At 48.9% G+C, this 26,586-nt stretch carries 22 protein-coding genes; 13 read left to right on the top strand and 9 right to left on the bottom strand.

Annotated features, from left to right (window positions below; translation table 11 throughout):
• Positions 1-3: 3 nt before the first annotated feature.
• On the top strand, positions 4-1,068 hold the full coding sequence (locus ACN0YH_RS19835; protein ID WP_417381325.1) for a protein arginine kinase: 1,065 nt from the start codon (positions 4-6) through the stop codon (positions 1,066-1,068).
• A gap of 112 nt (positions 1,069-1,180) precedes the next feature.
• Here ACN0YH_RS19835 and ACN0YH_RS19830 read toward each other — a convergent pair whose 3' ends face one another.
• Complete coding sequence (locus tag ACN0YH_RS19830; RefSeq protein WP_417381324.1) at positions 1,181-2,848, bottom strand: ABC1 kinase family protein; 1,668 nt, start codon at positions 2,846-2,848, stop codon at positions 1,181-1,183.
• Positions 2,849-3,037: 189 nt separating this feature from the next.
• On the opposite strand from ACN0YH_RS19830, the gene ACN0YH_RS19825 reads away from it, so the two are divergent.
• Entirely contained in the window at positions 3,038-4,312 is a 1,275-nt protein-coding gene (locus ACN0YH_RS19825; protein ID WP_417381323.1) for a PQQ-binding-like beta-propeller repeat protein, read from the top strand.
• A 15-nt stretch (positions 4,313-4,327) separates the two neighbouring features.
• Positions 4,328-5,623 (top strand): glutamate-1-semialdehyde 2,1-aminomutase, encoded by a 1,296-nt coding sequence (gene hemL, locus ACN0YH_RS19820; RefSeq protein WP_417381322.1) that lies wholly within the window; start codon positions 4,328-4,330, stop codon positions 5,621-5,623.
• 16 nt (positions 5,624-5,639) lie between these two features.
• Here the strand turns inward: hemL and ACN0YH_RS19815 are convergent, their stop codons facing one another.
• Positions 5,640-6,698, bottom strand: coding sequence for a M42 family metallopeptidase (locus tag ACN0YH_RS19815; protein WP_417381321.1), 1,059 nt, complete (start codon positions 6,696-6,698; stop codon positions 5,640-5,642).
• A gap of 383 nt (positions 6,699-7,081) precedes the next feature.
• Here ACN0YH_RS19815 and ACN0YH_RS19810 point away from each other — a divergent pair, with 383 nt between their 5' ends.
• Positions 7,082-8,011: an HDOD domain-containing protein gene (locus ACN0YH_RS19810; RefSeq protein ID WP_417381320.1), complete on the top strand. Its 930-nt coding sequence runs from the start codon at positions 7,082-7,084 to the stop codon at positions 8,009-8,011.
• A gap of 64 nt (positions 8,012-8,075) precedes the next feature.
• Here ACN0YH_RS19810 and ACN0YH_RS19805 read toward each other — a convergent pair whose 3' ends face one another.
• On the bottom strand, positions 8,076-8,615 hold the full coding sequence (locus tag ACN0YH_RS19805) for a hypothetical protein (protein ID WP_417381319.1): 540 nt from the start codon (positions 8,613-8,615) through the stop codon (positions 8,076-8,078).
• Between the two features lie 456 nt (positions 8,616-9,071).
• A complete protein-coding gene (locus ACN0YH_RS19800) occupies positions 9,072-10,490 on the bottom strand; it encodes a sulfatase-like hydrolase/transferase (RefSeq protein WP_417381318.1) in 1,419 nt (472 codons plus the stop codon).
• Positions 10,491-10,764: 274 nt separating this feature from the next.
• On the opposite strand from ACN0YH_RS19800, the gene ACN0YH_RS19795 reads away from it, so the two are divergent.
• Complete coding sequence (locus ACN0YH_RS19795) at positions 10,765-12,027, top strand: alpha/beta hydrolase (RefSeq protein WP_417381317.1); 1,263 nt, start codon at positions 10,765-10,767, stop codon at positions 12,025-12,027.
• A gap of 92 nt (positions 12,028-12,119) precedes the next feature.
• Here ACN0YH_RS19795 and ACN0YH_RS19790 read toward each other — a convergent pair whose 3' ends face one another.
• The 3 genes from ACN0YH_RS19790 to ACN0YH_RS19780 all read right to left on the bottom strand — a co-directional run bounded on the left by ACN0YH_RS19790 (position 12,120) and on the right by ACN0YH_RS19780 (position 16,075).
• On the bottom strand, positions 12,120-12,599 hold the full coding sequence (locus ACN0YH_RS19790) for a DUF309 domain-containing protein (protein ID WP_417381316.1): 480 nt from the start codon (positions 12,597-12,599) through the stop codon (positions 12,120-12,122).
• 718 nt (positions 12,600-13,317) lie between these two features.
• Positions 13,318-14,748, bottom strand: coding sequence for a sulfatase-like hydrolase/transferase (locus tag ACN0YH_RS19785; RefSeq protein ID WP_417381315.1), 1,431 nt, complete (start codon positions 14,746-14,748; stop codon positions 13,318-13,320).
• 7 nt (positions 14,749-14,755) lie between these two features.
• Positions 14,756-16,075, bottom strand: a complete 1,320-nt coding sequence (locus tag ACN0YH_RS19780) for an Nramp family divalent metal transporter (protein WP_417381314.1) — start codon at positions 16,073-16,075, stop codon at positions 14,756-14,758.
• A 248-nt stretch (positions 16,076-16,323) separates the two neighbouring features.
• Here ACN0YH_RS19780 and ACN0YH_RS19775 point away from each other — a divergent pair, with 248 nt between their 5' ends.
• The 3 genes from ACN0YH_RS19775 (at position 16,324) to ACN0YH_RS19765 (ending at position 19,415) form a co-directional block, all read left to right on the top strand.
• Positions 16,324-17,805, top strand: coding sequence for a sulfatase (locus tag ACN0YH_RS19775; RefSeq protein WP_417381313.1), 1,482 nt, complete (start codon positions 16,324-16,326; stop codon positions 17,803-17,805).
• A 42-nt stretch (positions 17,806-17,847) separates the two neighbouring features.
• Complete coding sequence (locus ACN0YH_RS19770) at positions 17,848-18,177, top strand: rhodanese-like domain-containing protein (RefSeq protein WP_417381312.1); 330 nt, start codon at positions 17,848-17,850, stop codon at positions 18,175-18,177.
• An 89-nt stretch (positions 18,178-18,266) separates the two neighbouring features.
• On the top strand, positions 18,267-19,415 hold the full coding sequence (locus ACN0YH_RS19765) for a lactonase family protein (protein WP_417381311.1): 1,149 nt from the start codon (positions 18,267-18,269) through the stop codon (positions 19,413-19,415).
• A gap of 1 nt (position 19,416) precedes the next feature.
• On the opposite strand, the gene ACN0YH_RS19760 is transcribed toward ACN0YH_RS19765, so the two are convergent.
• Positions 19,417-19,623, bottom strand: coding sequence for a hypothetical protein (locus tag ACN0YH_RS19760; protein WP_417381310.1), 207 nt, complete (start codon positions 19,621-19,623; stop codon positions 19,417-19,419).
• A 329-nt stretch (positions 19,624-19,952) separates the two neighbouring features.
• On the opposite strand from ACN0YH_RS19760, the gene ACN0YH_RS19755 reads away from it, so the two are divergent.
• The 3 genes from ACN0YH_RS19755 to ACN0YH_RS19745 all read left to right on the top strand — a co-directional run bounded on the left by ACN0YH_RS19755 (position 19,953) and on the right by ACN0YH_RS19745 (position 22,080).
• The gene (locus ACN0YH_RS19755; RefSeq protein WP_417381309.1) at positions 19,953-20,942 is read left to right on the top strand and encodes a metallophosphoesterase family protein; all 990 of its coding nucleotides are present in this window, start codon (positions 19,953-19,955) and stop codon (positions 20,940-20,942) included.
• A gap of 26 nt (positions 20,943-20,968) precedes the next feature.
• On the top strand, positions 20,969-21,511 hold the full coding sequence (locus tag ACN0YH_RS19750; protein ID WP_417381308.1) for a dihydrofolate reductase family protein: 543 nt from the start codon (positions 20,969-20,971) through the stop codon (positions 21,509-21,511).
• 131 nt (positions 21,512-21,642) lie between these two features.
• Complete coding sequence (locus ACN0YH_RS19745; protein ID WP_417381307.1) at positions 21,643-22,080, top strand: nuclear transport factor 2 family protein; 438 nt, start codon at positions 21,643-21,645, stop codon at positions 22,078-22,080.
• A gap of 60 nt (positions 22,081-22,140) precedes the next feature.
• Here ACN0YH_RS19745 and ACN0YH_RS19740 read toward each other — a convergent pair whose 3' ends face one another.
• A complete protein-coding gene (locus ACN0YH_RS19740) occupies positions 22,141-23,070 on the bottom strand; it encodes a sugar phosphate isomerase/epimerase family protein (RefSeq protein WP_417381306.1) in 930 nt (309 codons plus the stop codon).
• Between the two features lie 213 nt (positions 23,071-23,283).
• Between ACN0YH_RS19740 and ACN0YH_RS19735 the strand changes: the two genes are divergently transcribed.
• Together ACN0YH_RS19735 and ACN0YH_RS19730 are read left to right on the top strand one after the other, a co-directional pair.
• A complete protein-coding gene (locus ACN0YH_RS19735; protein WP_417381305.1) occupies positions 23,284-25,089 on the top strand; it encodes a redoxin family protein in 1,806 nt (601 codons plus the stop codon).
• A gap of 234 nt (positions 25,090-25,323) precedes the next feature.
• Entirely contained in the window at positions 25,324-26,376 is a 1,053-nt protein-coding gene (locus ACN0YH_RS19730; protein ID WP_417381304.1) for a glycosyltransferase family 4 protein, read from the top strand.
• The last annotated feature ends 210 nt before the right edge of the window (positions 26,377-26,586 follow it).

Here is a 26,586-nt window from a genome sequence, read left to right as displayed (position 1 = left end):
AGGGTGAATTTGGACGCGTTCACTCGCACAAGTGGTGAATGGTTGAGAGGAATCGGCCCGGACTCCGATATTGTGATGTCCAGCAGGATTCGTCTGGCCCGAAACCTCGCACAGTTTCCCTTTATCAATCGCTGTACGGAATCGACACTGGGAGAGATCGAACAGCTGATGCGTCCGATCATTACCTCACTTCCCATGGAAGAAAAATTATCCTACCTGGATGTGAACAGCCTGGGTAATCTGGATCGTCAGTTTATCGTTGAACGCCAGCTGATCAGCCGTGAGCATTCAGAGCGAACTGGCCCCCGCGGGGTTGGTCTGGACAGCGAAGAAAACATCGGCATCATGGTCAATGAGGAAGACCATCTCCGCCTGCAGGTATTGCGTAGTGGTTTTTCCCTGAATGAATGCTGGGATACGATCAACCAGATTGATGATCTGCTGGAACAGGAAGTAACCTATGCCTTTAGTGAAGAGTTTGGCTATCTGACCGCCTGCCCGACCAACGTCGGTACCGGGATTCGGGTCAGTGTGATGCTGCATCTGCCTGCGCTGGTGATTACCAAAGAGATCCAGAAAGTATTCCAGGCGCTGCAGAAGATCAATCTGGCCGTCCGTGGCTTATACGGAGAGGGTAGCCAGGCAATGGGAGATTTCTACCAGATCTCAAATCAGGTGACACTGGGACAGACAGAGCACCAGTTGATCGACAGCATCAAGGAAGTGGTTCCCAATATTATTTCCTACGAACGGCGGGTCAGAAATTCGCTGATCAAAGAGAACCGCCAGGGGCTGCATGACCAGGTCTCCCGGGCTTATGGAATTTTAAGCACCGCGCAGACTATCAGCTCAGAGGAAACCATGCATCTGCTCTCCAGCGTGCGAATGGGTGTGAACCTGGGATTGATTGAAGGACTGCCAATCTCGGCAGTCAATGAAATGTTTATTTTCACTCAACCCGCGCATCTGCAGAAACTGCAGGGAGGAGAACTGGAGTCCAGCGAACGGAATGCCGCCCGGGCCAACTACCTGCGACAGCGCATCAGCGACGCCAATTCTTCAAACTGAATTCGTCTAGTGGAGTGTCATTTTTAAATTTTGGGTTGATAGATATCACGAGAGTGCGACAACGGAGCACGTAAACAATAATACCGACGCTCAATTTGAAGCTTGACAAAGCCTAGAGTCGACCGCTACGAAAGACACCATAGATCAGCCAGATCCCCAGCAGGCTCGACATCATGAAGATGGGTATGCTGATAAAGATCAGATTGGAATCCAGGGAAATGGTAATTGCCGAAGCCAGGATCAGAGAAGACATGACCATGCCGATTGCCAGCCTGTTCCCCGACCGATCCATTTCCTGAGTCAGGTGATCGAAGCCTTTATGATCCAGATGGATCTGAAGTTCGTCATCACTCAGCTTACCCAGGGTTCGGCCAATCTGCTCGGGCAGTTCATGCATGACTTTTGTAAGACTGCAGGCTTCCGACCAGAACCGACTGGCAATCGCTTTGGGATGATAGCGTTCGGAAGAAAGCCGATAGATGTAAGGCTCCATTTCCTGCGCGATATTCAATTCCGGGGCGATGCGTAACGCGATCCCTTCCAAAGTGATTAACGCTCGAATCAAAAGCATGATATCAACGGGACAACGGATCCTGTGAATCGCCAGAATATTGATAAAATCGGTCAACATTTTACCGACGCTGATCTCATCCATCGGGACGCCATAGTAATTCCCGATAAAATCCCGCAGATCGGCCCGCAACAGTTGATGATCCACTTTGCGTTTCGCTTTACCAATTTTCAAAACAACTTCCACCAGTTTGGCAGTATCTTTTCTGGCCACATTTAAAAAGAGATCGACGAGCATGTCACGGCGCTCTTCTTCCAGGATTCCGATCATCCCATAATCAAGCAGGCACAGTGATCCATCCGGCATCACACGAAAGTTACCCGGATGAGGATCCGCATGAAAGATTCCAAATTCAAAAGTCATTTTCATAAAAATGCGGGCACCGTTGGCCGCCACTTCATGGGCACTGATCGGCAGGTTCTTAAGCTCACTGTCATCATCGATTTTATAGCCATCAATGAACTCCATGGTGATCACATCCCCCTGCGTCAGATCCCGATAAATTTTGGGAACATACAGTGTGGCGTCATCCTGAAACAATCGAAAAAATTCATCCGTCGAACGGGCTTCGCGGGAAAACTGCAATTCGCGGTGAATGGTCCGTGAAAACTGATTGACCAGCCCGGTGGGATCAAAAACTTCTGCATCGGGAAAATGGCGTTCAATCAGCATCGCCAATTCATACATCAGACTGAGATCCTGCTCAATCACGCGATCAATGTCAGGACGTTTGATTTTCACGACAAGTGGAGTTCCATCCAGGTGGCGCGCACGATGGACCTGCCCCAGTGAACCAGCGGCCAAGGGTTGAGGATCGAATTCTGCAAACAGCTCGCTGATGGGTGTTTCCAGTTCTCGTTCCACAATTGCCATGGCAATTTCACCGGGAAATGAAGGAACACTCTCCTGTAGCTTTGAGAGTTCGCGAACGACATCGCGGGGCACGAGATCAGGGCGGGTACTGACAACCTGTCCAAACTTGATAAATGTGACTCCCAGGCTTTCCAGCGCCAACCTGATGCGTTTGGCGCGTGTGAGTTTGATCTCGGGTTCTGTACGCTTCCAGAACATCAACCTGCGTCCCCAGCGGAGGTAACGCCTTAACCCCAGTTGATCGACGAGGTCATCAAAACCGTAGTTCATGAGAACCGTCACAATTTCGCGGCTGCGACGTAGATTTCTGATTAACCGTAATGGATTTGAGTCCAAAGTCTTCTCCTGCAAAGCAAACGATCTCACGAAAATCCTCATCAGGAAGTGCGGTGTCGCTATAGTTCGGTTTCACTTTTTATCTTATCAGACTATAACAGACGTTCCTATGCAGCCAAGCCCCGATCCTGTTAAAATAGGATTCGATCAAATCATAATCTGTTTCATCTGGAAGGCGGAGCCCGACATATGCGATTCATTCAATTGAGCCTGCTGATCAGCGTTTACCTGACTGTTCCCTGCCACGGCGGTGACTGGCCTCAAATTATGGGCCCCTATCGAAATGGACATGCCGCCGCCAATGAATCACTGGCTTCAGAATGGCCTGCCGGCGGTCCAGCATTAAAGTGGCAGCGACCAGTAGGAAGCGGTTTTTCCGGGCTGGCAGTCTCCCGGAATGTGGCGATTTTATTTCATCGAATTGAAGACCAGGAAATTGTCGAAGCACTTCAGGCTGATACCGGTGAAGTCCTCTGGAAACATCAAACTCCCGTCAGTTACAAAGGGACTTTTAACCCGAACGATGGCCCTATCGCGGTCCCCCTGATTTACAAAGACCGTGTCTATGTTTTTGGGATCGCCGGTCATCTGCAATGCCTTGACATCAAAACGGGAACACAGATCTGGTCGCGTCAGACACACAAAGAATTTAAGGTAGGGGAAGGTTATTTCGGAGTCGGCAGCACTCCGATTATTATCGAAGATAAATTACTGGTTAACGTGGGTGGTAAACGTCAGAATGCGGGTATTGTCGCTTTTTCACTGGACAAAGGCAGGACCTTGTGGCAAACGATGCCCGACGACGCGAGTTATTCCTCACCCACTTCTGGTTTTTTCAATGGTCGATTTTATGCATTGTTTATTACACGACTGCATCTAGTTGGCATAGATCCACAGCACGGAGATATCCTGTTTCAGTTTCCCTTTGGAAAGCGGGGACCGACCGTGAATGGTGCCAATCCAATCCAGGTCGGCAGACATGTTTTTGCTACCGCCAGTTATGGAGTTGGCGGATTCTGGGGGATCGTTGAAGGCAACAGCGTATCCGAAATCTGGCGGAGCGAAAAACCAATGTCCAGCCAGTATACAACCCCGATTGAATACGATGGTTCTCTCATTGGCATTGATGGTCGACAGGATATTGGTCCTGCCCGTCTGGTCTGTTTTGATCCGAAAACTCAGAAAGTTTTCTGGTCAAAAGAAAATTTCGGTTATGCGACCCTGCTGGAAGTAGACGGCAAGCTTCTTATTTTGAAAACAGATGGTACGCTCGTAATGGCGACCGCTTCGAAAGAAGAATACCAGGAACTGGGGCGCGCTCAGGTATTGAATTCGACGACACGTGCGTTGCCGGCATTATCTAATGGCCTGTTATTCGTCAGAGATACAAAAACTCTCAAATGCCTGGAACTCAACAAACCAGCCCCGTCACCTGTAACTCCTCAAAAGTCCAGCTCAAACTAAGGATTTCTAATAAAGATGTCAGTCAGTCAGCATTCCAAGAGTGAAGAACAGTTTGCCCGCGCCATGAAAGTTATCCCGGGAGGCGTCAACAGTCCCGCGCGGGCATTTGGAGCGGTCGGCGGGCATCCGGTTGTCATTGATCGGGGAGAGGGTCAGTATCTGTATGATATAGATGGTAACCGCTATATCGATCTGGTGGGTTCCTGGGGGCCACATATCCTGGGACACCTGCATCCCCGGGTGATGCCTCGTATTGAGGAAGCACTCAAGAAGGGAACCAGCTTTGGTGCCCCAACATTAGTAGAAACAGAACTGGCAGAACTCGTCGCAGACCTGGTTCCCTGTGTGGAAAAAGTACGGATGGTGAATTCCGGTACAGAAGCCGGAATGAGTGTAATTCGCCTGGCCCGTGGTTACACGGGTCGAGACAAAATCATCAAGTTTGCAGGCTGCTATCATGGTCATGTTGACAGTCTCCTGGTTCAAGCAGGCAGTGGCGCCCTGACTCTGGGAACACCTTCCAGCCCGGGTGTACCGCAAGGCTGCACCGCCGACACACTGGTTCTGGAATATAATGATATCGAGCAGTTAAAAGAAACCTTTGTGCAAATGGGAGACCAGATTGCTGCGGTGATACTGGAACCTGTTGTCGGGAACATGGGAGTGGTACTGCCTGAACCCGGTTTTCTGGAAACGGTACGGGAAGTCTGCACTCAACATGAATCGGTATTCATCATGGATGAAGTCATGACCGGTTTCCGCGTTGCCCTGGGTGGTGCACAAGAACGCTTTCACATCATGCCGGACATCTGCATGCTGGGAAAAGTGATTGGCGGCGGTATGCCGGTGGGAGCCTATGGTGGTAAAGCGGAAATCATGGATGTGATTTCACCTGTCGGCAAAGTGTACCAGGCAGGAACCCTGTCCGGAAACCCGATTGCAATGGCATCCGGTATCGCCACTCTCGAATGTCTGCGAGAATCCAATCCTTATGCAGAGCTGGAATCAATCACCAGCCGCCTGACACAGGGATTATCCGCAGCTGCTGCTAAAGCAGGTCTGCCCCACACGCTGGCAGAATGCGGTTCGATGTTTACTCTGTTCTTTAACCCGGAAAAAGTCACCAGCTATGCGATCTCAGCAAAGAATGATACTGCCCGCTTTGGTCGCTATTTCCAGGGCATGCTGGATCGGGGCGTCTATTTACCCTGTAGTCAGTTTGAAGCCAACTTTACATCTGTCATGCTGACTAATGAAGACATCGACCATGTAATTCAGGCTGCAGTAGAAGTCTTTCAGGAACTGGGTTGATCCGGCTGATCTATGTCTAAGGCGTAAAGTCTGTCTGATCGTTGATGGCCAGACAGAACTCCGCCAACAGGTGGGCCGCCTGTTCCAGATCGTCCAGGGAGACGACTTCTACCGGGCTGTGCATATACCGGTTTGGTATCGCAACAATTCCGGTCGCCATGCCCCCCTGGTTTAACTGCATCGCATTGGCATCATTTCCAGCGGGACGTGAGATCCCATTGATTTGACAGTCGATTTTGTGTTCACTGGACAGAGAAATTAATGACGAAAACACTACGGGGTTTACGTTAGGACCACGACAGACCACCGGACCGCCTCCCACCTTGATATCACCATTTTCCTGCTTACTCACAGCAGGACAGTCAGTCGCATGGGTGACATCGACGGCAATCCCCACTTCTGGTTGAATGGAATAAGCACTGGTCTTTGCTCCACGCAACCCGATTTCTTCCTGGACAGTCGAAACAGAGAATACACCAACGTGAGGTGACTTCTGACTGACTTGTCGTAAGGCTTCCATGACGACCCAGACGCCGACCCGGTTATCCATTCCAGGAGCAGATGCCAGGTTATTCAACATTGGTCGAAAGCCCAGTTCGAAGGTCACCGGATCACCAATGGCTACCATCTTACGGGCTTCTTCGCCATTTTTCGCCCCGATGTCGATCCAGAGATCCTTGATTTCGGGAACTGTTTTGCGTTCATCCGGAGTCAGCAGGTGAATGGCTTTACGGGCGATCACGCCATGGATGGGACCAGAGTCCGTATGGACCTGCATATTCTGTCCCAGCAGCATCTGAATATCCCAGCCGCCGATCAGATTTGCCCAGAGGTAACCATCATCATCTATGTACTGCACGAGTAGGCCGATCTGATCACAGTGGCCGGCAAACATCACGCGCCGCTCCGCCTCAGGATTGACGGCCGCGATCACATTACCGTGGAGATCTGTGGTCACCTCATCAGCGAACCCTCCCACAAATTCACGGACGACTTCCTGAATAGGGCGTTCGTACCCAGAAGGGGCGGGTGAATGGAGCAGTTTTTTTAAGAAATCCAATGAAGATGCATCCATGTTTCTGATCCTGACTGGTGGAGGGTTTTGACTTCTATACGAATTGGCACTTCGATAGATTGGGTAAGCGTGTCTTCCCAAAACATTCGATTGTAAGTATCTGTATTCTAGTAACTTATGATTTTAATTCAATGTATCATTTCATCCTGTTTTCGAGAGAATTTTATCATCATAAGTAGCATCTTCCTGCATCAGAAAAACAGAAAAAGTCCCCGACTTAAGGGAATCTTTAAGCTAGACTTTCAATAGCATGCGAGCGGACCTGCCGATGCTGAATGACAAGCATTCAACAGTCGTTGCAGAATACTCGCCTTACAAAGTGAACAACAAACAACAAGATACTACTGAAGTAGTGTTATTCATAAAAATTGACTGGGGCACAAATGACGGACTGGACAAGGTTACGTTTAGAGCTGATCGGTGAAGGGAAAAAAAGCCCACTTCCACCAGAAATTAAACTCCCGATGCTACCTAAAGCGGTTATGGAATTTTCCCGGAAGGCAGAAGATCCCAAGAGCACACCTAAAGAGCTCAGTAAGCTCATTGAAAATGATGCCGGAATTTCGTGTGAGCTGTTACGGATGGTTAACTCCAGCGCCTTAGGACTGAGACGGAAAGTTTCTTCAATCCAGCAGACGATTACGCTCCTGGGTATTCGCTCTACCAAACTGTTTCTGGTGACAACCGGGTTGAAACATGCGATGTCCTCATCCGACTCGAAACTGATCAATCTACCAAACTTCTGGAGCACCAATCTCGAAAGGGCTTTGATGGCCCGTGAAACGGCCTTACTGATGAAAGTCGATTCTGATGTTGCGTTTTCCGCGGCCATGCTTCAGGATTTTCTTTTGCCCATTCTTTCGCGGGAACAGTTTGATCAATACCTGCAGTTTACAATCAGCCAGGACAGCTCTCCCTGTTTACTCAGTGAATATGAACACGAGCAATTTAACTGGAATCATTGTGAAGCGGCTGCGCATGTCATGTTAGACTGGTCATTTCCTGATGATTTAATCTGCTCCGTCTATCTGCATCATGAGGGATTGAAAATGCTGACCGATGAGGAATTGGGGCAAACCCCCGCTTCGGCAGTCGCGGTGGCCTCACTGATACCAGATCCACTCAGACAAAACCCGGAAGGATTGCAGCAGTTGTTGAAGTTGAATGAGGTATGGCCTGAATTCAAGCTGTTTGAACTGGCCGAGAAGATTGACCAGGAGCTGAGAGAAGAATCGACGGCGGCAGCGAATTATCTTTCACTGAAAAACCGTCTGGAGAAATATGCAGTACTTCTGGAAAATGGGTCGCTTTAGTGATTCGAGACTAAGATACTCCATCTCCATACCTGGGAGCATGCTCTGAATAAGCAGATCCCCTTCAGGAAACAGTCGTTGAATAGTCGCTGGACTGTTTCAGGCTTTTTTCCCACTTTTCCTTTTCTGATCGCACCTGCTCTTCGGTCGGACTCTGTTGAGCAGCGGTTGTATCGCTTTTCAGAAGATATCGACCATCTTCGGTGTGCGTACAGAACTGTTTGAACCAGAGCATACTGGCGACATTCGGTTGCGGGCTGTAAAGCGTCACTGCGATCCCTTTTTCATAGAGATCATACAGCATGCCGAAAAATCCACTGGGGATGTACTTGACCGACGACAACTCGACACCAATCGATTTACAAGCTTCCTGATCTACCAGGCGTGTCAACGTCTCACGCAGCAGGGCCAGATCGGCCCCGTCCCAGATTTCCATTGTTCCGAAATCCAGTACGGTCACTCCCTCACGCTCATAGACACTCATTCTGTCGCGTTTTGATGCCATGCCGTTGTACTCACTTTCTGCTTGTTCTTCTTGTGGAATATCAAAGCTGCTGAACAGTGAACTGTTAAGAAGATTGAATAGACGCAAAGCGTGGGCCATTAAAGCTCGGATTCGTTTACTTCTGTTTCATAAAGCAGGTAAATCGCTATATAATTGATACTTAAGAAATGTCGGGAGTTTTTAGATTCATATATCCTTCATATGCGCTGTTGTATTTTTTCTACACCCGATCAACGTCGGGTGTAAAAAGGCATCACAAAAAGTTTGGATATAGAAACAAATCAAGACACCCCTTCTGCCAACACTGTTGACATATCTAACCTTCTCTACGAACTGCAAAGCATGAATGTTGGATTTTGGCAACAAGATCTGATTATCAGCCACGACGTTTGAGGCGCTAAAACCTGACAGGCCTAAGATCTGTTACTGTACAATGCCGTTTGTAAACGAAAAGCGACGCGACCGAATCACGCGCGCACCATCAAATCCTGAGACAGATTCTGGAAACATCCGAGAGTAAAGGCCTGTTCGACTACAGGATAAAATCTGCAGCCGTTATTTAAAATTCCGGATCGAATCCGGAACTTCAGACTGCATTTCGTTATACAGTTTCATCAGTCGTGCAACGATTTCGGGATGCTGGCTGGCGACATTGACTTGCTCAGCAGGATCCTGCTGTAAATCGAACAGCATCATCGCCTCGGGTTTGACTCCAGTTAACAAGCCCGGTTGCTGATCTGGCATCGCCTGCTCATAAGGTGCGATGATGGTCACACCATCTGGCCCACGCGGATCGATCCAGCCTTTCCCCTTTCCGCCAAGTACCTGCCGGGGAGATGGTTTCACATGTAATTTCCAATGGCCACTTCGAACGGTAAACAACGAATTCCCTTTCATTGAATAGAGAGCCTGATGAGGCGAGGAAGCCTGTTCTGCCAATACAGGAAACAGGTCTTTCCCATCGATGACACGATCATGGGGCATTGGAACTCCCGCCTGTTTCAGTATCGTGGGAAATACATCAATCGAACCACAGACCGTATCAATGACCTGTCGGGGGGGAATTTTCCCTGGCCAGCGGGCAATCATGGGAACACGCAGGCCCCCTTCCCAACTGGTCGACTTCATCCCGGAAAGCCCGGCGGTATTGCCTCCAAACCAGGGACCATTGTCAGAAGCAAAGATGACCAGCGTACTCTCATCCAGGTTCAGTTCACGCAGAGTATTAAAGATTTCACCGACACTCCAGTCCAACTCGGCAATCACATCCCCATATAAACCGGCTCCACTTTTTTTGTAGAACGCCTCCGAAGCAGCCAATGGTTTATGAGGCATCGCATGCGGCAGGTAGAGGAAAAAGGGGCGTTCCTGATTCTCACGTATAAATTTGACTGCCCGTTCTGTGTAACGTTTTGTCAGATTCGCCTGAATCACCGGGTACTCCAGCAGTTTTTCTCCCTGCATCAGATTCACGGGGCGCATGTCATTCGAGTAGAGAATTCCCAGATAATCATCAAAGCCATGCCTGGTAGGATAATATTCTGGATCATGCCCCAGGTGCCACTTGCCGATGCAGATTGTGGCGTAACCATTATCCTTGAGCAGTTCACTCAAGAGGAGTTCGCTCTCAGCAATCCCCACTCCACTGCGAAATTTCTTCCCATCCGGCGCGGGATTATACCAGACTCCATGTCGCCAGGGATAGCGCCCTGTTAAGAGAGTGGCACGTGAAGGAGCACAGTAGGGAACAGGAACATTGAACTGAGTTAACCGTGCGCCTTCCGCAGCCATCTGGTTGATATGCGGGGTTTTAAACTGGGGGTGTCCATAACACTCGAGATCACCATACCCCAGATCGTCGGCAAAGATGATGATGAAATTTGGTTTGGCTTTTGTTTCGACAGCGGGCAATGACTGTTGAACACTGAAGAACACAAATACAAAACTGAATACCATTCGTTGAGCGTTTTTCACGATGAATTCCTGTCCAAACGGGTTCACATTGCCAATGCCTGCTAGAACATTTGAGCTGGCGAATCTCTGTATCCAAGGATATCAAACTACATAACCCATAGCAAATAATGATCTTAAGCTAACATCAACTCCCGATCTGACAGTAGTCTGAAGCAGAAATCGCCTCCAACTGTGGGCTTAACTTCACCTTGAGCCATCCAGCCAGATGGATTACTTTTCCCATCTAAATTGATTCATATTCAGCAGGTACAGTTTCAAACTGCAAGGAAGCACGATGAACTCCGCCCAATTATTTTTCACCCTGGCATTAGTCGGGGGCATACTGACCGGTTGCAGTGGCGCAAAAGATTCCAGCCCGGCCCCCAAAGAAACGCAATCGCCACAGATGTCAGAACAGCCAGGTCCTGCATCAGCCAAACCAGATGTGGAAGAGAAAACGGAGAAAAAGCAAAAGCATGAAACCGTTCGAGTATTTTATGGCACTGATCGTAATTTGACCGGTTCGACCTATCCCAAACAGTTTTTTGGAACCAGCCGCGCCCATTTATCACTGGGATTCTGTGATGTCAGTATCCCGGAAAACCATGGAGCCGGTAAACTGGAATCTCCCAAAATCTGGAAACTGGAATTCCGCGAGAATCCCGATAAGCATGTCGTGTTGAAATCAGTAGAGCCGGCCTCCGGATCCGAGTTTTTATCACACCTGCGTCAAACCATTGAAGACTCAATTGAAATTAAAGAAACTGACACCGGTCAACTCCGTGTGGGGGGTGAAGCATTTATCTTTGTACATGGCTTCAATAACTCATTTGAAGATGCAGCGCGCAGGACCGCTCAGATTGCTTATGACCTGAAATTCAAAGGGGCTCCGGTGATGTATAGCTGGCCTTCGCAGGAGAAGGGTTCTATCTGGGCCTACAAAGAAGATGGTCGCACTGCTCAGTGGTGTGAAGAAAATGTAACCCTGTTCATTGAAGCCATCGCGCGGGAATCAGGCGCCAGGAAAATTCATCTGATTGCCCATAGTATGGGAAACCGGGTCTTATCTAGAGCCCTGAAGAATATTTCACAGAAACTGGCTCGCACCCAGGAAGCAGAGCCACTATTTAATGAAGTGATTCTGACAGCGCCGGACATCGATGCCCAGGTATTTAAAGATTCAATCGCTCCGCACATTATTCAGACTGCAGAGCGCTTCACAATCTATTCCTCTTCAGAAGATCTGGCTTTAAAAGCCTCGCGCGTTGTCAATTCGTTCTGGCATCAGCGACTGGGCGAAGGAGGTTCCCATCTGACGGTGTTCCCGGAATATGAAAAGATCAATGTGATCGATGCTTCAGAAATTGATACGAACCTGTTTGCATTGGGACACTCTTATCATGCAGACAGTAATACCGTCCTGTCCGATGTCAAACTTGTGTTTCAGGGAATCCCTGCGAATCAGCGGGACTTAAGATCACTTCTGGAAAATCTCGCCTGGAAGTTTCAGAGTAATCGCAGGCTGTTAGGGCGTGCGATTCGGGGAACGTTCCGTTAAACCACTGACGTTGATTACCCCGATCTGAAAACAAAAAAGAGCATACATTGGTATGCTCTTAGAATGATTTCTGATTTTTTAACAGCGTCTGATTATCCCAGTGGGAATGGTTCTGGTTCCAGCAGGAATGGAAAGACGCGAATCGGCTCCCCCATGGTCAGGTCGTCCGGATAACGCAGTTGTGCAGCTCTGTCAGCGGCAAACTGCAGTTTCGTCAGCTCCAGCCCACAATAGTGATCCGCGTTGGACTCAGCTGCGACATCCGCAAAAACTTCTCCTGCAGAAGCAGCATGTCGACGCACTCCATGAATACTGCCTTCACGGACTTTGATACCCGCTGCAGAAAGTTTTACCAGACCTTTGAGAAAGCGTCCTGGAATGGAATCAGGTCCACAAACCCGCAGCAGACGTTCCCATTCATCATGGGCTTCCCAATAAAACCCCAGATTGAAAAAGTCGATTGCATTCAGATAATTCCGATGCTCAACCCAGTTCTCTTCGGTTAATGCCTTGGGTGGTTTTGGCTTATTGCCATAACTGTGCCCCTTAGGATCACGATAAGGGTGAGGCAAGCTTTTTCCGGGAACAAAAGTATACTCAGGCAGTCTGGATGAAGGTAGTAAACGTACAACATCAGCAACAGGATAAACCATCCTTTAGAATCTCCAATTTCTCTTTAGTTTAGCTTAGGTCTACAGATTTTGAGACCAGATTTATTCTAGATCGCGTCACATTTAAATATAGCGTCTCTCAATCTAATATACTCGGGCCAAACAGCCCTGGAAACGCTACAGTAAAACTGGACACAGTCTAGATTGAACTTATATGGTGGGTACTGACAGAATTCGTGTCGCAGGCTTTGCTGACATGAAGTCGGCACCTAACGTATTTATATTTATAGGCTTCCGCAACGATAGCGCTGAAACCTCTCAAATTTGGGCTCCGCCCCTGTTCCAATCGGGCTCGGTCGCAATCGGCTCAAATCACTGCATGCTCAATACAGTCTGGAGCGAAAGGGGTAGGAAACTGAAAATCGAGCTCAAAAAGCTTATTTTCAAGCTTTGTTACCTCATCATATACAAGCTTTTTCGAACATAAAGAGCAGAATTTATAATTTGAAGCAATTTCCGGGATTTCACAACAAACTCGTTCTGGTCAGGTGGAATAGTAGACTGGAATTGCAACCAGACCTGGATTGCAGGGGCGCCAGAACCGAAAGCCTGTCCAGTTGTTATATATCAGAATGACACAGAGAGGCTCTCCCTAACCAGCCGGGCAATTCCGTTGAGCTTATTGTCCTTTTTCTGCTGCCCCTGATTTTTTCATCAGTTCCTCCCGGGCTCTGATTCTGCGCGCGGAGATACTGCGAAACTCCCAGGGAAGTTTCGCATTTTCCGGTAGAGAGTCGAGAACACTCTTCAACTGAGCATACGATTTCAGGCTGGTGTTTTCGGACTTTAATCGCTCAGTGCAGGACAGGTCATGTTGCTCGAGTGGATCCTCGGATAGATCAAAGAATTCACCCGTCGAATAAAGCTTGAATCGCTGATCCCTGATGACCCGCTGTTTGTAGTACTGTGTCAGGCACCACGAGCGCCACGGTTCTTTGCGGGGCTGATTCAGAATCTGTGGTGCAAAGGATTGCCCGTCGATCGTCACTCCCTCGGGAAGCGGGGCGTTCGCCAGATCGGTCAGCGTAGGCAGAACATCTGCAACATCGATCAGGTCATCACTGATTCGTTCGGACCCGACCAGCTTGGGACAATTGACAATCAAAGGCATATTGATCCCTTGCTCTTTGAGAGAATAAATTCCCTCTGCGGAAATGCGCCCGTTGATACGGCCTCCCAGACTCTGCTCAGCATTTTGATCGGTTCCATTGTCGGTACCATTGTCGGGGACGATGAACAGAATCGTATTATCTCGAATCCCCAGTTCGTCCATTGCTTTGACCAGTCTGCCGATCAGGAAATCGGAGTAGTTCAACATCCCTGCAAACTTTTCACGAGGCGTTATTCCTTTCCCGATATTATGGGGAGTATGCACGACCGGAATGTGAGTCAGAATCGCAGAATAATAAGCGCAGAATGGTTTATCCCGATGTGTCTTCATATAATCTATCAGATAATCAGTGAAGATGTCGGGGCCAAACTTTCCTTTCGTTTCCAGACGCTCGCCATTCTGGATTACATAGGGATCCCAGTAACGCTGCTTATGAGCGGGGTGACCTTTCTTACCTTCCGGGAAGAGACAGTATTCTTCAAACCCATGCTCCTGAATCGCATCTTTCTGCGCGGAATCAAATAGATCATTGATCTGCCATTTCCCAGAGATACAGGTACTATAGCCGGCGTCTCTCAGGATTCGGGCAAAACAGATCTCGCGATTCCAGTCGAAATACCCGCCCCCATAAATCGCCGGATCGTGGTGCGTATGCCATCCAGAACGAAATGGATAACGCCCGGTGAGCAGCATATGCCGGGTCGTACTGCAGACAGGTGTCACATAACAGTTACGAAACCGCAGGCCCGTGTAGGCCAGATGATCGATGTTCGGCGTCTGATTCTCTTCACTGCCGTAACAACGAAACCAGTCCTTGCCGACGTTGTCGAGCAGGATAAAAATGATATTGGGACGCGTGTCCTTTTTCTCTTCCGCCTGTGCGGGCAGACAGATAAAAAAACAAAAGCAGATACAGACAGTTTCGATTAAACGTTTCATAAGACTTCTAACTTTGTTTCTGGAACACCAGATTCAGTTCAGGTTGGGGAACCAATTGGACTGCAGCAGATTCGGAACGCATTTTTTCGATCTGCGGAATGACTTTCTGTGTTGCGATATACCAGGCCATGCCCAGCAGTAGCACGAATCCAATACCCGCGAATAAATTCATTACCGGTCCGTTACGATGTTCCCCCATGATTTTTTTACTGCTGGTCAATAACAGCAGGGCGCCCGCTGCCAGGGGAGCAGCGACGACGGTCACCGCTTGAGCAGCCACAATCGCCGTAACCGGTTTCGTTCCCGATTCAATTACATATAACGCGACAAACATGCCAGTCAGCAATACAGTCGCCGTCAAGATGCGTGTTGCTTTGTCTTGTGGCGTCCCCCCCAACCCGAGACTGTCTGAAAGGATAAATCCCCCAATCATTGAATTCACGATAAAGGATGAGTAAGCAGCTGAGAACAGCCCGATGCAGAATAGAATCTGCCCCTTATCTCCAAACAGGGGCTGCAACGCATTTCCCACATCAGCGACGCTCGACAGAGTCATGCCTCTCAGAACGGCGGCAGCTGTCGACATGATCATGATCGTAATCAAAGCCATGATGGTGGCGCTGATACAGGCATCAATTCGACCATCCTTGAGGTCTTTAATTTTCCAGCCTTTAAATCGCGCCAGGTAAGACTGATAAAAGGCAGCGGTAATCACAAATGTGGTCCCAATCAGTCCCAGCAGGGAAATATCTTTTATTGATTCCAGTCCCCCTTTTCCGGATCCGGGAATCACGCCTTGCGCCATTTCTGCCAGATCCGGTTTCGCAAAAAACAGATTGATGGCAAACGATGCCAGCATCACAGCCACAAAGACTGACATCAGTCGTTCGACCAGTTTATACAGATTCTTAAATCCGAATAGAAACGCCAGCGAAATTGCATTGAAGATCACGATTCCATATTTGAAATCAGTATAATTTTCCAGAGCCGAATGCACTCCCAGATTATTTCCGAACTGATAAGCGGCTGAAATGAAAAATACGCCACAACCAATCAGCACGGTCAAAGGGCGCCCTACCATTTTTGCCAGCAGCGTGCACGTGGATTCATTCGTTACTGTCCCCAATTTGGCCCCCAGAGAGGTGTAGACCAGCATGAAGATCACGGAGACCAGCACCACCCAGATCATGCTGTATCCCTCTTTGGCCCCCAGATTAGAACTGGTCAAAATACTGCCAGGACCAATCACAACACAAGCGGTCACCAGACCGGGACCAATCCGCTGCCACCAGTGTGGCTTAACACTCACTGCTTGTTCTTCTGTCACGTTACCGGGTATCCTCATGGTGTAAGTTTCATCTGCGGGACGCAATGCATCAACTATTTATTATGCGAAACCTGCCGCGTTACACAATCCATTTCATACTTTGTCCGGTTTTATTTTGGAAACAGTCGGTGTACCATTTAATATAAATAGAAGAATTACAGAACTACGATTTGTTTTTCCCCTGCGCTCACCCCCTGAATGACCCGTTTCTGTTCTCAAGCTACGAACGACTAAATAAGGACGCTGCAGTGAAACGTTTGATAACATTACTCTGTCTGGCTGGACTGCTTTCCACTCTTACCCTGCGATTCACGTCTGCCGCTCCGCCACAAAAGAAACCAAACTTTATCGTCATCTTCTGTGATAACCTTGGCTATGGGGATATCGAACCCTTTGGTTCCACGGTAAACCGCACGCCTTGTCTCAACCGGATGGCAAGAGAAGGACGTAAGTTTACTCATTACTGCGTAACGGCAGGTGTCTGTACTCCTTCGCGCGCTTCCATCATAACCGGTTGTTATTCCCAGCGGGTCGGCATGCACTGGAACCCGCGTGACGGTCAGGTACTGCGTCCAATTTCACCTTACGGTTTAAACCCGGAAGAAATCACAATCGCCGAAGTATTGAAAAAACAGGGTTATAAAACCGGCATGATCGGGAAATGGCATCTGGGAGACCAACCACCTTTTCTTCCCACGAAACAGGGCTTCGACTACTTTTATGGAATTCCTTACAGTGATGATATGACCCAGGCAGTAGGTCAACGGCTCGGCGATCGACTGGATGGTAAAAACTGGCCTCCCCTGCCCGTGATGTTGAATGACACAGTGATTGAAGCAGGTGTCGACCGCAACCTGTTGACCAAAGACTATACCGAGAAAGCAGTCGAATTCATCGAGAAGAATCAAGATCAACCTTTCTTCCTCTATTTCCCACAGGCCATGCCCGGCAGTACCAGAAAACCCTTCGCCAGTGATGCCTTCCGGGGGAAAAGTAAAAATGGTCCCTGGGGAGACAGCATCGAAGAATTGGACTGGTCTACCGGCCAGATTCTCGACAAGCTCGTCGAGCTGGGTATCGATCAGAATACGCTGGTCATCTGGACTTCTGATAACGGTTCTCCCATGGCCAAAGATATGAACAGTACCGAACGAGGCACAAACAAACCATTAAATGGTCGAGGTTATACAACCGCAGAAGGGGCCTTCCGTGTCCCCACCATCATGTGGTGGCCTGAAGCAGTTCCCCCGGGAACCGTGTGTGAAGAACTGGCAACCACCATGGACCTGCTGCCCACATTCGCCAGGCTCGCTGGTGGCACAGCCCCTACAGATCGCATTATTGATGGACACGATATACGCCCCCTGATGCTGGGAGAGGCAGACGCGAAAACCCCTTATGATGGCTTTTACTATTATGCCATGGAACAATTACAGGCGGTGCGCAAAGGTCCCTGGAAATTATTCGTTCCCCTGAAAGAATTCAGCCGCCATCCACACTTTAAAAAAGGGGAAGGCTCTCAACCGCTGCTGTTCAATGTGGTCACCGACGCCAGCTCGTCACATAATGTTGCAGACCAGCATCCTGAAATCGTAAACGAGTTGATGTCACTGGCAGAAAAAGCCCGTGCCGATCTGGGAGATACGAATCGACCAGGAGCCAACCAGCGTCCCGCAGCCAAGGTTGACAATCCAGTCCCTCCGAGACTAAAAACAACTTCCACCAGGTAATCCAAAAACTAATTATAATTCCCCTGCGAAACTGAGAAACTGATGCACTCCCTGGAAACTGACTGCCAGACAGTCAAACAGAAACTCGACACCGGTCACCCCTTCCTGCTGCTTGACTGCCGTGAACAGGATGAACACACTCTGGTCCATATTCCTGAAGCGCGTCTACTGCCGATGAGTGAAATCCAGGATCGCGTCTCAGAATTGGACGACCAACGGGATACGGAAATCATTGTTTACTGTCATCACGGTATGCGCAGTCTGCAGGTAGCGACCTGGCTACAGCAGCAGGGATTTACGAATGCCAAAAGCATGCAGGGCGGAATTGATGCCTGGTCATGCGAAATTGATAATACAAAACAGCGCTATTAAACCACAGGCAGCCTATAGATATTCCTGCCTGATCTATTTTGAAATACCATAGATCTTTCCACCACAGTCCACCTGCCTGGGAGTTTCGCATGTCTTACGAGCAAATTTTTTATCTGTTTCCCTTAGTAGCTGGTATCGCCTTCAGTAATGCGACCGCGTCTGCCGCTGAAGACCCCCTGCCCCTAGTTTTCATCTCCAGTTTTGCCCCCGGTGAAAAAGGAGCCATTCATGCCTATAAAATGAACCCGAAAACTGGTGAACTCCATCTGCTTGAACGCACATCAGATGTGGAAAATCCTTTTTTCCTGGCCGTGTCTCCCGATAACAAATATCTCTACTCCATCCATGCACCGGGGAAATTCAGTGGCAAAGATAATGAATTCGTTTCTGCTTTTGCACTGGAAGGTCGGACCGGAAAACTCAAGCTGCTGAATCGCCAGTCATCCCTGGGAACCGCTTCCTGCTACCTCGACATTGACCAATCTGGCAAAGTGATCGTTGTTGCCAATTACACCACTGGTAGTGTCGCCTCACTCCCCGTCAAAGAAGATGGTTCTCTCGGCGAACCCGAAACATTTATTCAACACACCGGTTCCAGCGTCAATCCTCAGCGTCAGAAAGAGCCACATGCACACTGCAGCGTGATCAGCCCTGATGAAAAGTTTATGTTCGCTGCGGACCTGGGTCTCGATAAAATCCTGGCCTATCAACTTGATCCCAAGACAGCGAAGCTGACTCCAGCCGCTCAATCTTTTGTGAGAACCATTCCCGGTGCTGGTCCCCGTCATCTGACATTTCATCCTGATGGCAAGCAGATGTATGTCATCAATGAACTAAAAAATTCGATCACCGAATTTGATTACCATCCCGAGTCAGGCATGCTGATTGAAGGACAGACCATTTCGACGCTGCCGAAAGACTTCAGTGGCACGAGCCATTGTGCCGACCTGAAATTCACTCCCGATGGGCGATTTCTCTATGGCACGAATCGCGGCCACGACAGCATCGCCGCTTATCAGGTTGATAAAAAGGGTAAGCTGACTTTAATTGAAATCAAGCCCAGCCTGGGCAAAGGTCCTCAGAATCTGGCGATCACAGGGGATGGGAATTTTCTGATCTGTGCCAATATGCCTGGCAACAATGTCATTGTCTTTAAGATCGACAGCAAAACAGGGAAACTCACTCCCGTGGGAGATCCTGTAGAAATCCCCAGCCCGTCCTGCATTATGATTCGTTAAGTCAGTTTGCCTGACTTTCCTCCGAGTTCGGTTTTGCAGGTTCAGACTCTTCAGGGTGTCTGGAATCGTATTCATCCATGAGCGTGGACGGACAGGTTTCCTCCTGGTCACATTGTTTACAGATCACATGAATCAGGTCTGAGCCTCCCAGCTTCAACTGATTCTGTTCACAAAATTGATATAGTTCTTTCAAGTGTGTACAAACCATGTTCTTTATCATCCTCTATTAATCAGGTCTTCACTGACAGGGTTCAAGTCACTCCATCACACTTTTTCCAGTGATGTATGCCTGGCGTTCATTGTCGTTTTCATTCACCTGTCAGTGCAAGTTCAAACGGGGCCGTTTCCTGATCAATAAAAAACAAAGGGCGATCTGTCGTCCAGAAAATATTCCCCACTGGTTGTTACGAAAGTCTGATAGAGTATACGATGATATCATAAAACAACAATTAGTTTTTTCGGTTCTTTATAAACCATAATTCTCCACTGCGATTTGCGCCCGGGCTCAGACGAACTCAAGAGGGAAACAGATTAGCCATGAATCGATCAGCTCCTCCCTGGACCTTTCTGCATGTCAATGACAGCCATATGGGAACAGCACGTTCTTATCGTTTTCGACCCGCCATCAATAAACGCTGGACCGCTATCAAACAGCAGATGGCTGCCATTGATGCTGACCTGCTGTTACATGGCGGAGATCTGACACGAGACGGCGATACCCATGAATTCGAATATCAACAGGCGCGTGAGGATCTGGATACCCTTCCTTTCCCCACATTTGTGATTCCCGGCAATATGGATGTGGGCAACAAACATGCCACGCAGACCGGAGTGAAACATCGCTGGGACCCCAAAGGGCTTGGCTGGAACGATCCCGATTTGAACATGACGGCGAAACGCCTGGACCTGTTCAGCAATTACTTCGGCCCGCTACAGTGGTCGTTTCTGCATCGCGATGTACGTTTCACAGGATTCTACGCAGCCGTTGCCGGGACCGGACTGCCGCACGAACAACGCTTCTGGCGTTTTCTGGAACGTCTGCCTGAACTTCCTCCTGCCAAGCATCATGTCGCCGTCATGCATTACTGGCCATTTATGGAACACCCCGACGAACCAGCCTGGGACCTGACGGACGGCGATCAATACGATAACTGGTACTTTTCCATTGATCCGCCCCATCGTCAACGATTGTGGGAAATCCTCAAAGCGGCAAATGTTGAAATTCTGTTCTGCGGTCATGTGCACACAGGACGCCCCGTACAACACGTAGACGGTATTCGAGTCTACCGAACTCAAGCGGCCGGCAATACAGGGCAACTCAGTGAACGCTGGCCTGAAGCAGATACCAGCTTCGGCTTTCATCGCTGTGATGTCAGTGATTCCGGGATTGAGGTCACATATATTCGCGGTGAAGACCAATGCGAAGAATTTGGTACGTTCGGACCACTGGGGCATCCCCCCATAGAAGATCGCGATTATTCCGTCGCGGAAGAACAGCCTCCGCTACAGCCCGATGAAGACCTCTGAACCGTTTAGCATTCCGGGAATCTACCATGAAAGTCTCTGTTTACATCGCCACCAGCCTGGATGGTTTTATCGCGCGCAAAGACGGAGCACTGGACTGGTTGCCCGGAAGTGAGAGCGCTGAAACCCTGGAGGGAGAAGACTACGGCTACCAGGAGTTCATGGATTCCATTGATGTTCTGATCATGGGACGCAATACGTTTGAAATGGTGCTCTCCTTCGAAGGTGACTGGCCATACGATAACAAACGAATGATTATTCTCAGTAGCCAGCCCGTTGCCATCCCGAGTAAATTATCAGCGACTGTAGAATTGTCATCGTGTACTCCCGCCGAACTGATTGAGAAACTCGCAGAAGAGGGTTTTCAACATGTCTATGTGGATGGAGGAATCACAATCCAGAGTTTCCTGAAAGCGGGGCTGATTGAAGAACTGATCATCACCCGCATTCCGATATTAATTGGCTCGGGGATTCCATTGTTCGGAGAAATTGATGCCGATATCAAACTCCGGCATTTACAGACACAATCCTTTTCCAACGGATTTGTACAAAGCAGGTATCAGATCGCCTGAAAATAGACGGGGGTGCGTTCTTTAATATGTTATGAATTCCCGTCAACTCGACTGTTCGAGCTTCTCTTGGAGAGGCTATATTGTTGAGAGTCGTAATTAAGACTTCGCCCGTTTCATTGAAAGGAAATCTGATGTCGATCCGATATTTCATGTTCGCCTTGCTCAATTGCTGCCTCCTCTCCAGTACAGTTTATGCAGAAGAATCAGAAGCAGACGCGGAACTGTTAAAAGCAGTCGCGACCCTCGATGAAGCATTTTCCAAGCGGGACAAAGAAACAATCCGCAGCATGACCGATCCTATGCACATTTCAATTTCCCCATCATACCAGTTTTTCACACAGGAAGCTCAGCTCAAAACCCTGCCGGAACTTAAACTGACGTTCTTCAAAGCGAGTCCGAAAATCATTGTTCATCCGACTCCCCGGACAGCCCTCATTAGATACGAAGCAAATATTGAGGGCACCTTTGAAGGGAAAACGCTGGCAAAACATGTCCAGATTCTGGAATCATGGGTCAAGAAAAAAGGGAAATGGATTGAAACATCCTACCAGGAAACTCCTTTGCCCTGAACGTGCGAAATCAACAGTCAAACTCATAAGTTCGCAGTGAACGCATTACACCTGGTATAATCAGGAGGACTGCTTCGCTGCTGATTGCATCCAAGCCTGCAGCATATCGCGCAGTAACAATAGTTCCTTAAACAGTTCTTTGCGATCCCGGTTGGCATGTTCGAAGCACCACGGACCTCGAAACCCGGCGTTCCAGCCAATCTCAAAACAGCGTTTGAGGTCGTAGAGCGGATGTTCTCCACGTGGCCCCAGATTTCGTGCCTTGAAATCGCAAGTCACCGCAATGGGAAATGTCTGCTTCAGCCCGGCGTAGCGAATCTCATCGCTGTCCCAGTTCCCCGTATCCGGGCAGGCGGCGACATTTTCTCCAATCGCTTGCACCAGCTTCACAACCGAACCCGGATCGCTCTGCATCCAGCCATAATTCTCAACCAGCAGTTGCACATTGCGTTCTGCCCCGTATTCGCACAACTCGCGATAACTGGCAACATGGATTTTCATATCGGGCTTCGGCACTCGTGGCAATGGGCGTGCCCACTTTAAGCCCAGATGTGAAGCCACATCAATCGATGCCTTATAAGTATCCAATGCCTTATTACGAATCGCAGCATCGGGACTGTTCATATCCAACCTCGGCTGATTCATTTTCAGATTGGTTAAGATACATCCCGCCTTGTCGGCGGCTGCGCGGACCTGATCGAGGTATTTCGGATCAGTTGTTGCCAGCGTAGATGTATTCAGGTCAATCACCGTCATCCCCAGCTCGTCTCGCATGATTCGGGGAAGTTCCAGCAGGGTAATCTGATCATCTTTTGCACGCGGAGACAGCTGGTAAGTCAGCGATGAAGTTGTAATCCCCAGTTGCCCGTCCAGTGATTTCCGGCCTTGCTGATCCGCATCCTTCGCAACAGCTGAAGACTGTTTTCCCAGGCAGGAAGCAACCACAGCTCCACTACTTACGTTCAGAAACTGTCTTCTTGAGAACTTCATGATCGCTTCCCCGTTCCAAAACAGTACAATGTACCTGACTACGAAACCATCTTACCAGATGACAATATTCTGCGGCATTCCACCGTGGATCACAAGAAAAATCATAACTTCCCGTATTCCCTGAAACGGAAATTCCATTTGCCGGGTATGTTAGCTAGAGAGTTCCTCACGCTTCGATCATACCTGATGCCATTTGACTAGTGGATTCTGCTCATGTTTTTTTCACACCTGCGCTGTCACCTCAGTCTACTGATGCTCGTTTTCTTCATTGCAGGGAACGGGGGAGAAGCCTTCACAGCTGAATCACCGGCTGTAAAACCGCAGGTAGGAGCGCAGGTCGGGCCACTTCAGTTTAAGGACATTCGCTATCTGACCCGATCACTGCATGATTTCATAAATCAGAAAGCATATGTGGTGATCGCCTGCAACACGACCTGCCCACTGGTGAAACGCTATCTCCCCCGACTGCAGCGACTGGAACAGAAATATAGATCACAGGGCGTGCAGTTCATTGCATTGCATACTGGTCCCTCTGATTCAATCCGGGACATAGCTGAATACGCGATTGTCCACGATATTCCTTTCCCCAATGTGCAGGATATCCGCAGCCACTCTGTGAAAGCTCTGGGGCTGGAGCGAACACCTGAAGTGACTGTCCTGGATTCTGAATTTAAAATCCACTATCGCGGCCGTATCGATGATCAATACAGGATCGGTGGCGTGCTTCCCCAGCCAACAGAGAATAATCTGGTGGATGCGATTGAGGCAATCCTGAATAATAAAACCTTGAAGACAACGGAAACAAACGTGGATGGATGCACGATTACTTCACACTCGGTCAGCCACGCGGTGAACTCAGTCACTTACTACGAAGACATTCAACCACTCATCAAAAAACATTGTCTCGATTGCCATCGTCCTCAGACAGAAGCACCGTTCGCCTTAACAACACTGGAAGAAGTCCAAAATAACGGGGCGATGATAGCCAAGGTTGTTCAGGAACAGCGGATGCCTCCCTGGTATGGTGGCAGCTCACATGCGGAATTTGCCAATCACCGCAGTATGTCCCGTAAAGAACGCACTCTTATTGCCGACTGGTATCAGGCCAGAATGCCCGCGGGTAAAGAACCAGTTGACCTTCCAGTAACTCTTCCCACTTCTGATCAACAGAAATGGCTGATTGGCGAACCAGACCTGAAAATCAGCATGCTTGAAACCCATACACTTCCCGCGGATGGCTATATTCCCTACCGCTACACCGTGCTGCCTTTTATTTTCCCCGAAGACACCTGGATCTCCGCCATCCAGATCCGACCTGATAATCCCAGTGTCCTGCATCACTGCAATATGGCCGCCGTCAGCCTGACAAAAAAATGGGATGAATCCAATTTCATCACAGGCAAAGTCCCGGGGTCAGGTCCGACTGTCCTTCCCAAAGAACTGGGAATCCTCATCCCCAAAGGGAGTGCCCTGGCGTTGCAGATCCATTACACATCAACGGGAAAACCAGAGCGCTGCAAGATTTCGATAGGCTTTAAATATGTGGAAGGCAAAGTTCAGAAACGTTATCGCTTCCTCATCATGAGAAATACAAAATTCACCATCCCCCCTGGCGCGCCGCATCATGAAGTCAGTAATTCGAAAACGCTCGACCGCGACGCGCATGGCATTGGCCTGTTTGCCCATATGCATCTGCGAGGAAAAGACCTGTCATTTTTGGCACATTATCCTGACGGGAAAGATGAATCCCTACTGGTCATCCCCAATTACAGTTTCGACTGGCAAATCGGATATCTCTGGAAAGATCAGCGTCACTTCTTCCCGGCGGGGACCCGCATCGAAGCAATTGCGCATTATGATAATTCCGCTTTTAATCCCTTCAATCCGGATCCCACCGCCAGCGTCAGAAACGGGCCACAAACCTATCACGAAATGATGTACGCCTTCTTCTTCTATACCTACGCCGACGAACAACTCAATCTGACCATCGACCCCGATACCGGCCAGGCAACCCATTAATGTTGTCCTGTTGCCCTGTTACCCTGGTTTTCAGCTACATTGAAAGCAGAATAATAAATAGGCATTACCCCCGGTTGTGCATCATTGCTAAGGATCGTTCGAATAAAGAAACGCGACACACGGGCACACATCATTTTGTCGGCTGTATTCTCTGCGCGGAACGGGTATCATCAGCAGTATTGAAATGATTGCCTGTTGAGCATATTTTACTTCGCCTGATTGCAGAGAGACTTCATGCGCGTCCTGTTTCTGATCTCCGGGAAAAATGTCCCTTCCTCCCGGTTTCGCGTTTTGAATTATCTGCCTTTCCTGCGTCAGGCGGGAATCGAATGCACGGTACTGGCCAGTTACCCGGAAAAATACGAGCACCTCCGCTGGCTGGGCTATCGACTCAGCTACCTGCTGAAACGATTCACCCGCTATCTGCATTATTTTTATGCCCGACTGAAACGATTTGATATCGTATTCATCGAGCGGGAACTCTTTGATCATCAGAGCTTTAACCTGGAACTCATGTTCATGAGGTTAGCGAATAAAACAGTGCTGGATATCGACGATGCGATTTTTCTCAAGAACCCGGAGAAGTTTCGCGTGCTCGCTGATAAAGTAGATCTGATCATCGTCGGGAACAAGAATCTGTTCGACGAAGCCCGGAAACATAATGATCAGGTTCGGCTCCTGCCAACCTCTGTCATCGCCAGTAAGTATCCCGTTAAAGATTATTGCCAGCCCCCATCAGATAAACCCGTCATTGGCTGGACTGGTCTGGATACGAACATCCCGAATATCAAACGCGTCGTCCCTGCGCTACAGCGACTGGCGGAACAATACGAATTCATCCTCTGTATCATCTCCGCTACTCCTGATCCCATTGCGGAGCTTTCGCTGGAAGGAATTGAAGTACGCCATCTGGTCTGGTGCCCGGAAACGGAATATGAGGACCTGTCTGCCTTCGATATCGGCATCATGCCTCTGGAAGACGATGAATGGTCCCGATTCAAATGCGGCTTAAAACTGCTGCAGTACATGGCCCTGGGGATACCGGCGGTTGCTTCTCCAGTGGGAGTGAATGCTGATATTATCGATCATGGCCAGAACGGTTTCTCCGCCAGCACGGAGGAAGAGTGGTATGTGTCTCTGCGAGAACTACTGATCTCACCCGAACTGCGACAATCAGCGGGCCTGCGAGGCAGAAAAACTGTCGAAGAACAGTTTGATGTCTCTGTAAACAGCCTGCTTATGAAGCAGTACCTCGAACAAGTCGTGGATGACTCTGTAAAAAGATAATATGGGATTCAGTTTACAGACCACTTCCCTCACTACGTAAAAAAGCCTTACTCAAATCGTTAGATTCAAGTAAGGCTTTTCGTATAGCAAAAGGTTGGTGGTCAAGTTTTAAGAGCTTGGTCCTACAGGTTGTTGATCGGGCTGCTATTGATAAACAGCCATCAATTATCCTTAGAAAGGAGGTGATCCAGCCGCAGGTTCCCCTACGGC

The sequence above is a fragment of the Gimesia sp. genome, assembly GCF_048262075.1.
Taxonomy (GTDB): Bacteria; Planctomycetota; Planctomycetia; order Planctomycetales; family Planctomycetaceae; genus Gimesia.
This window is presented reverse-complemented; position numbering and strand designations above follow the sequence as displayed.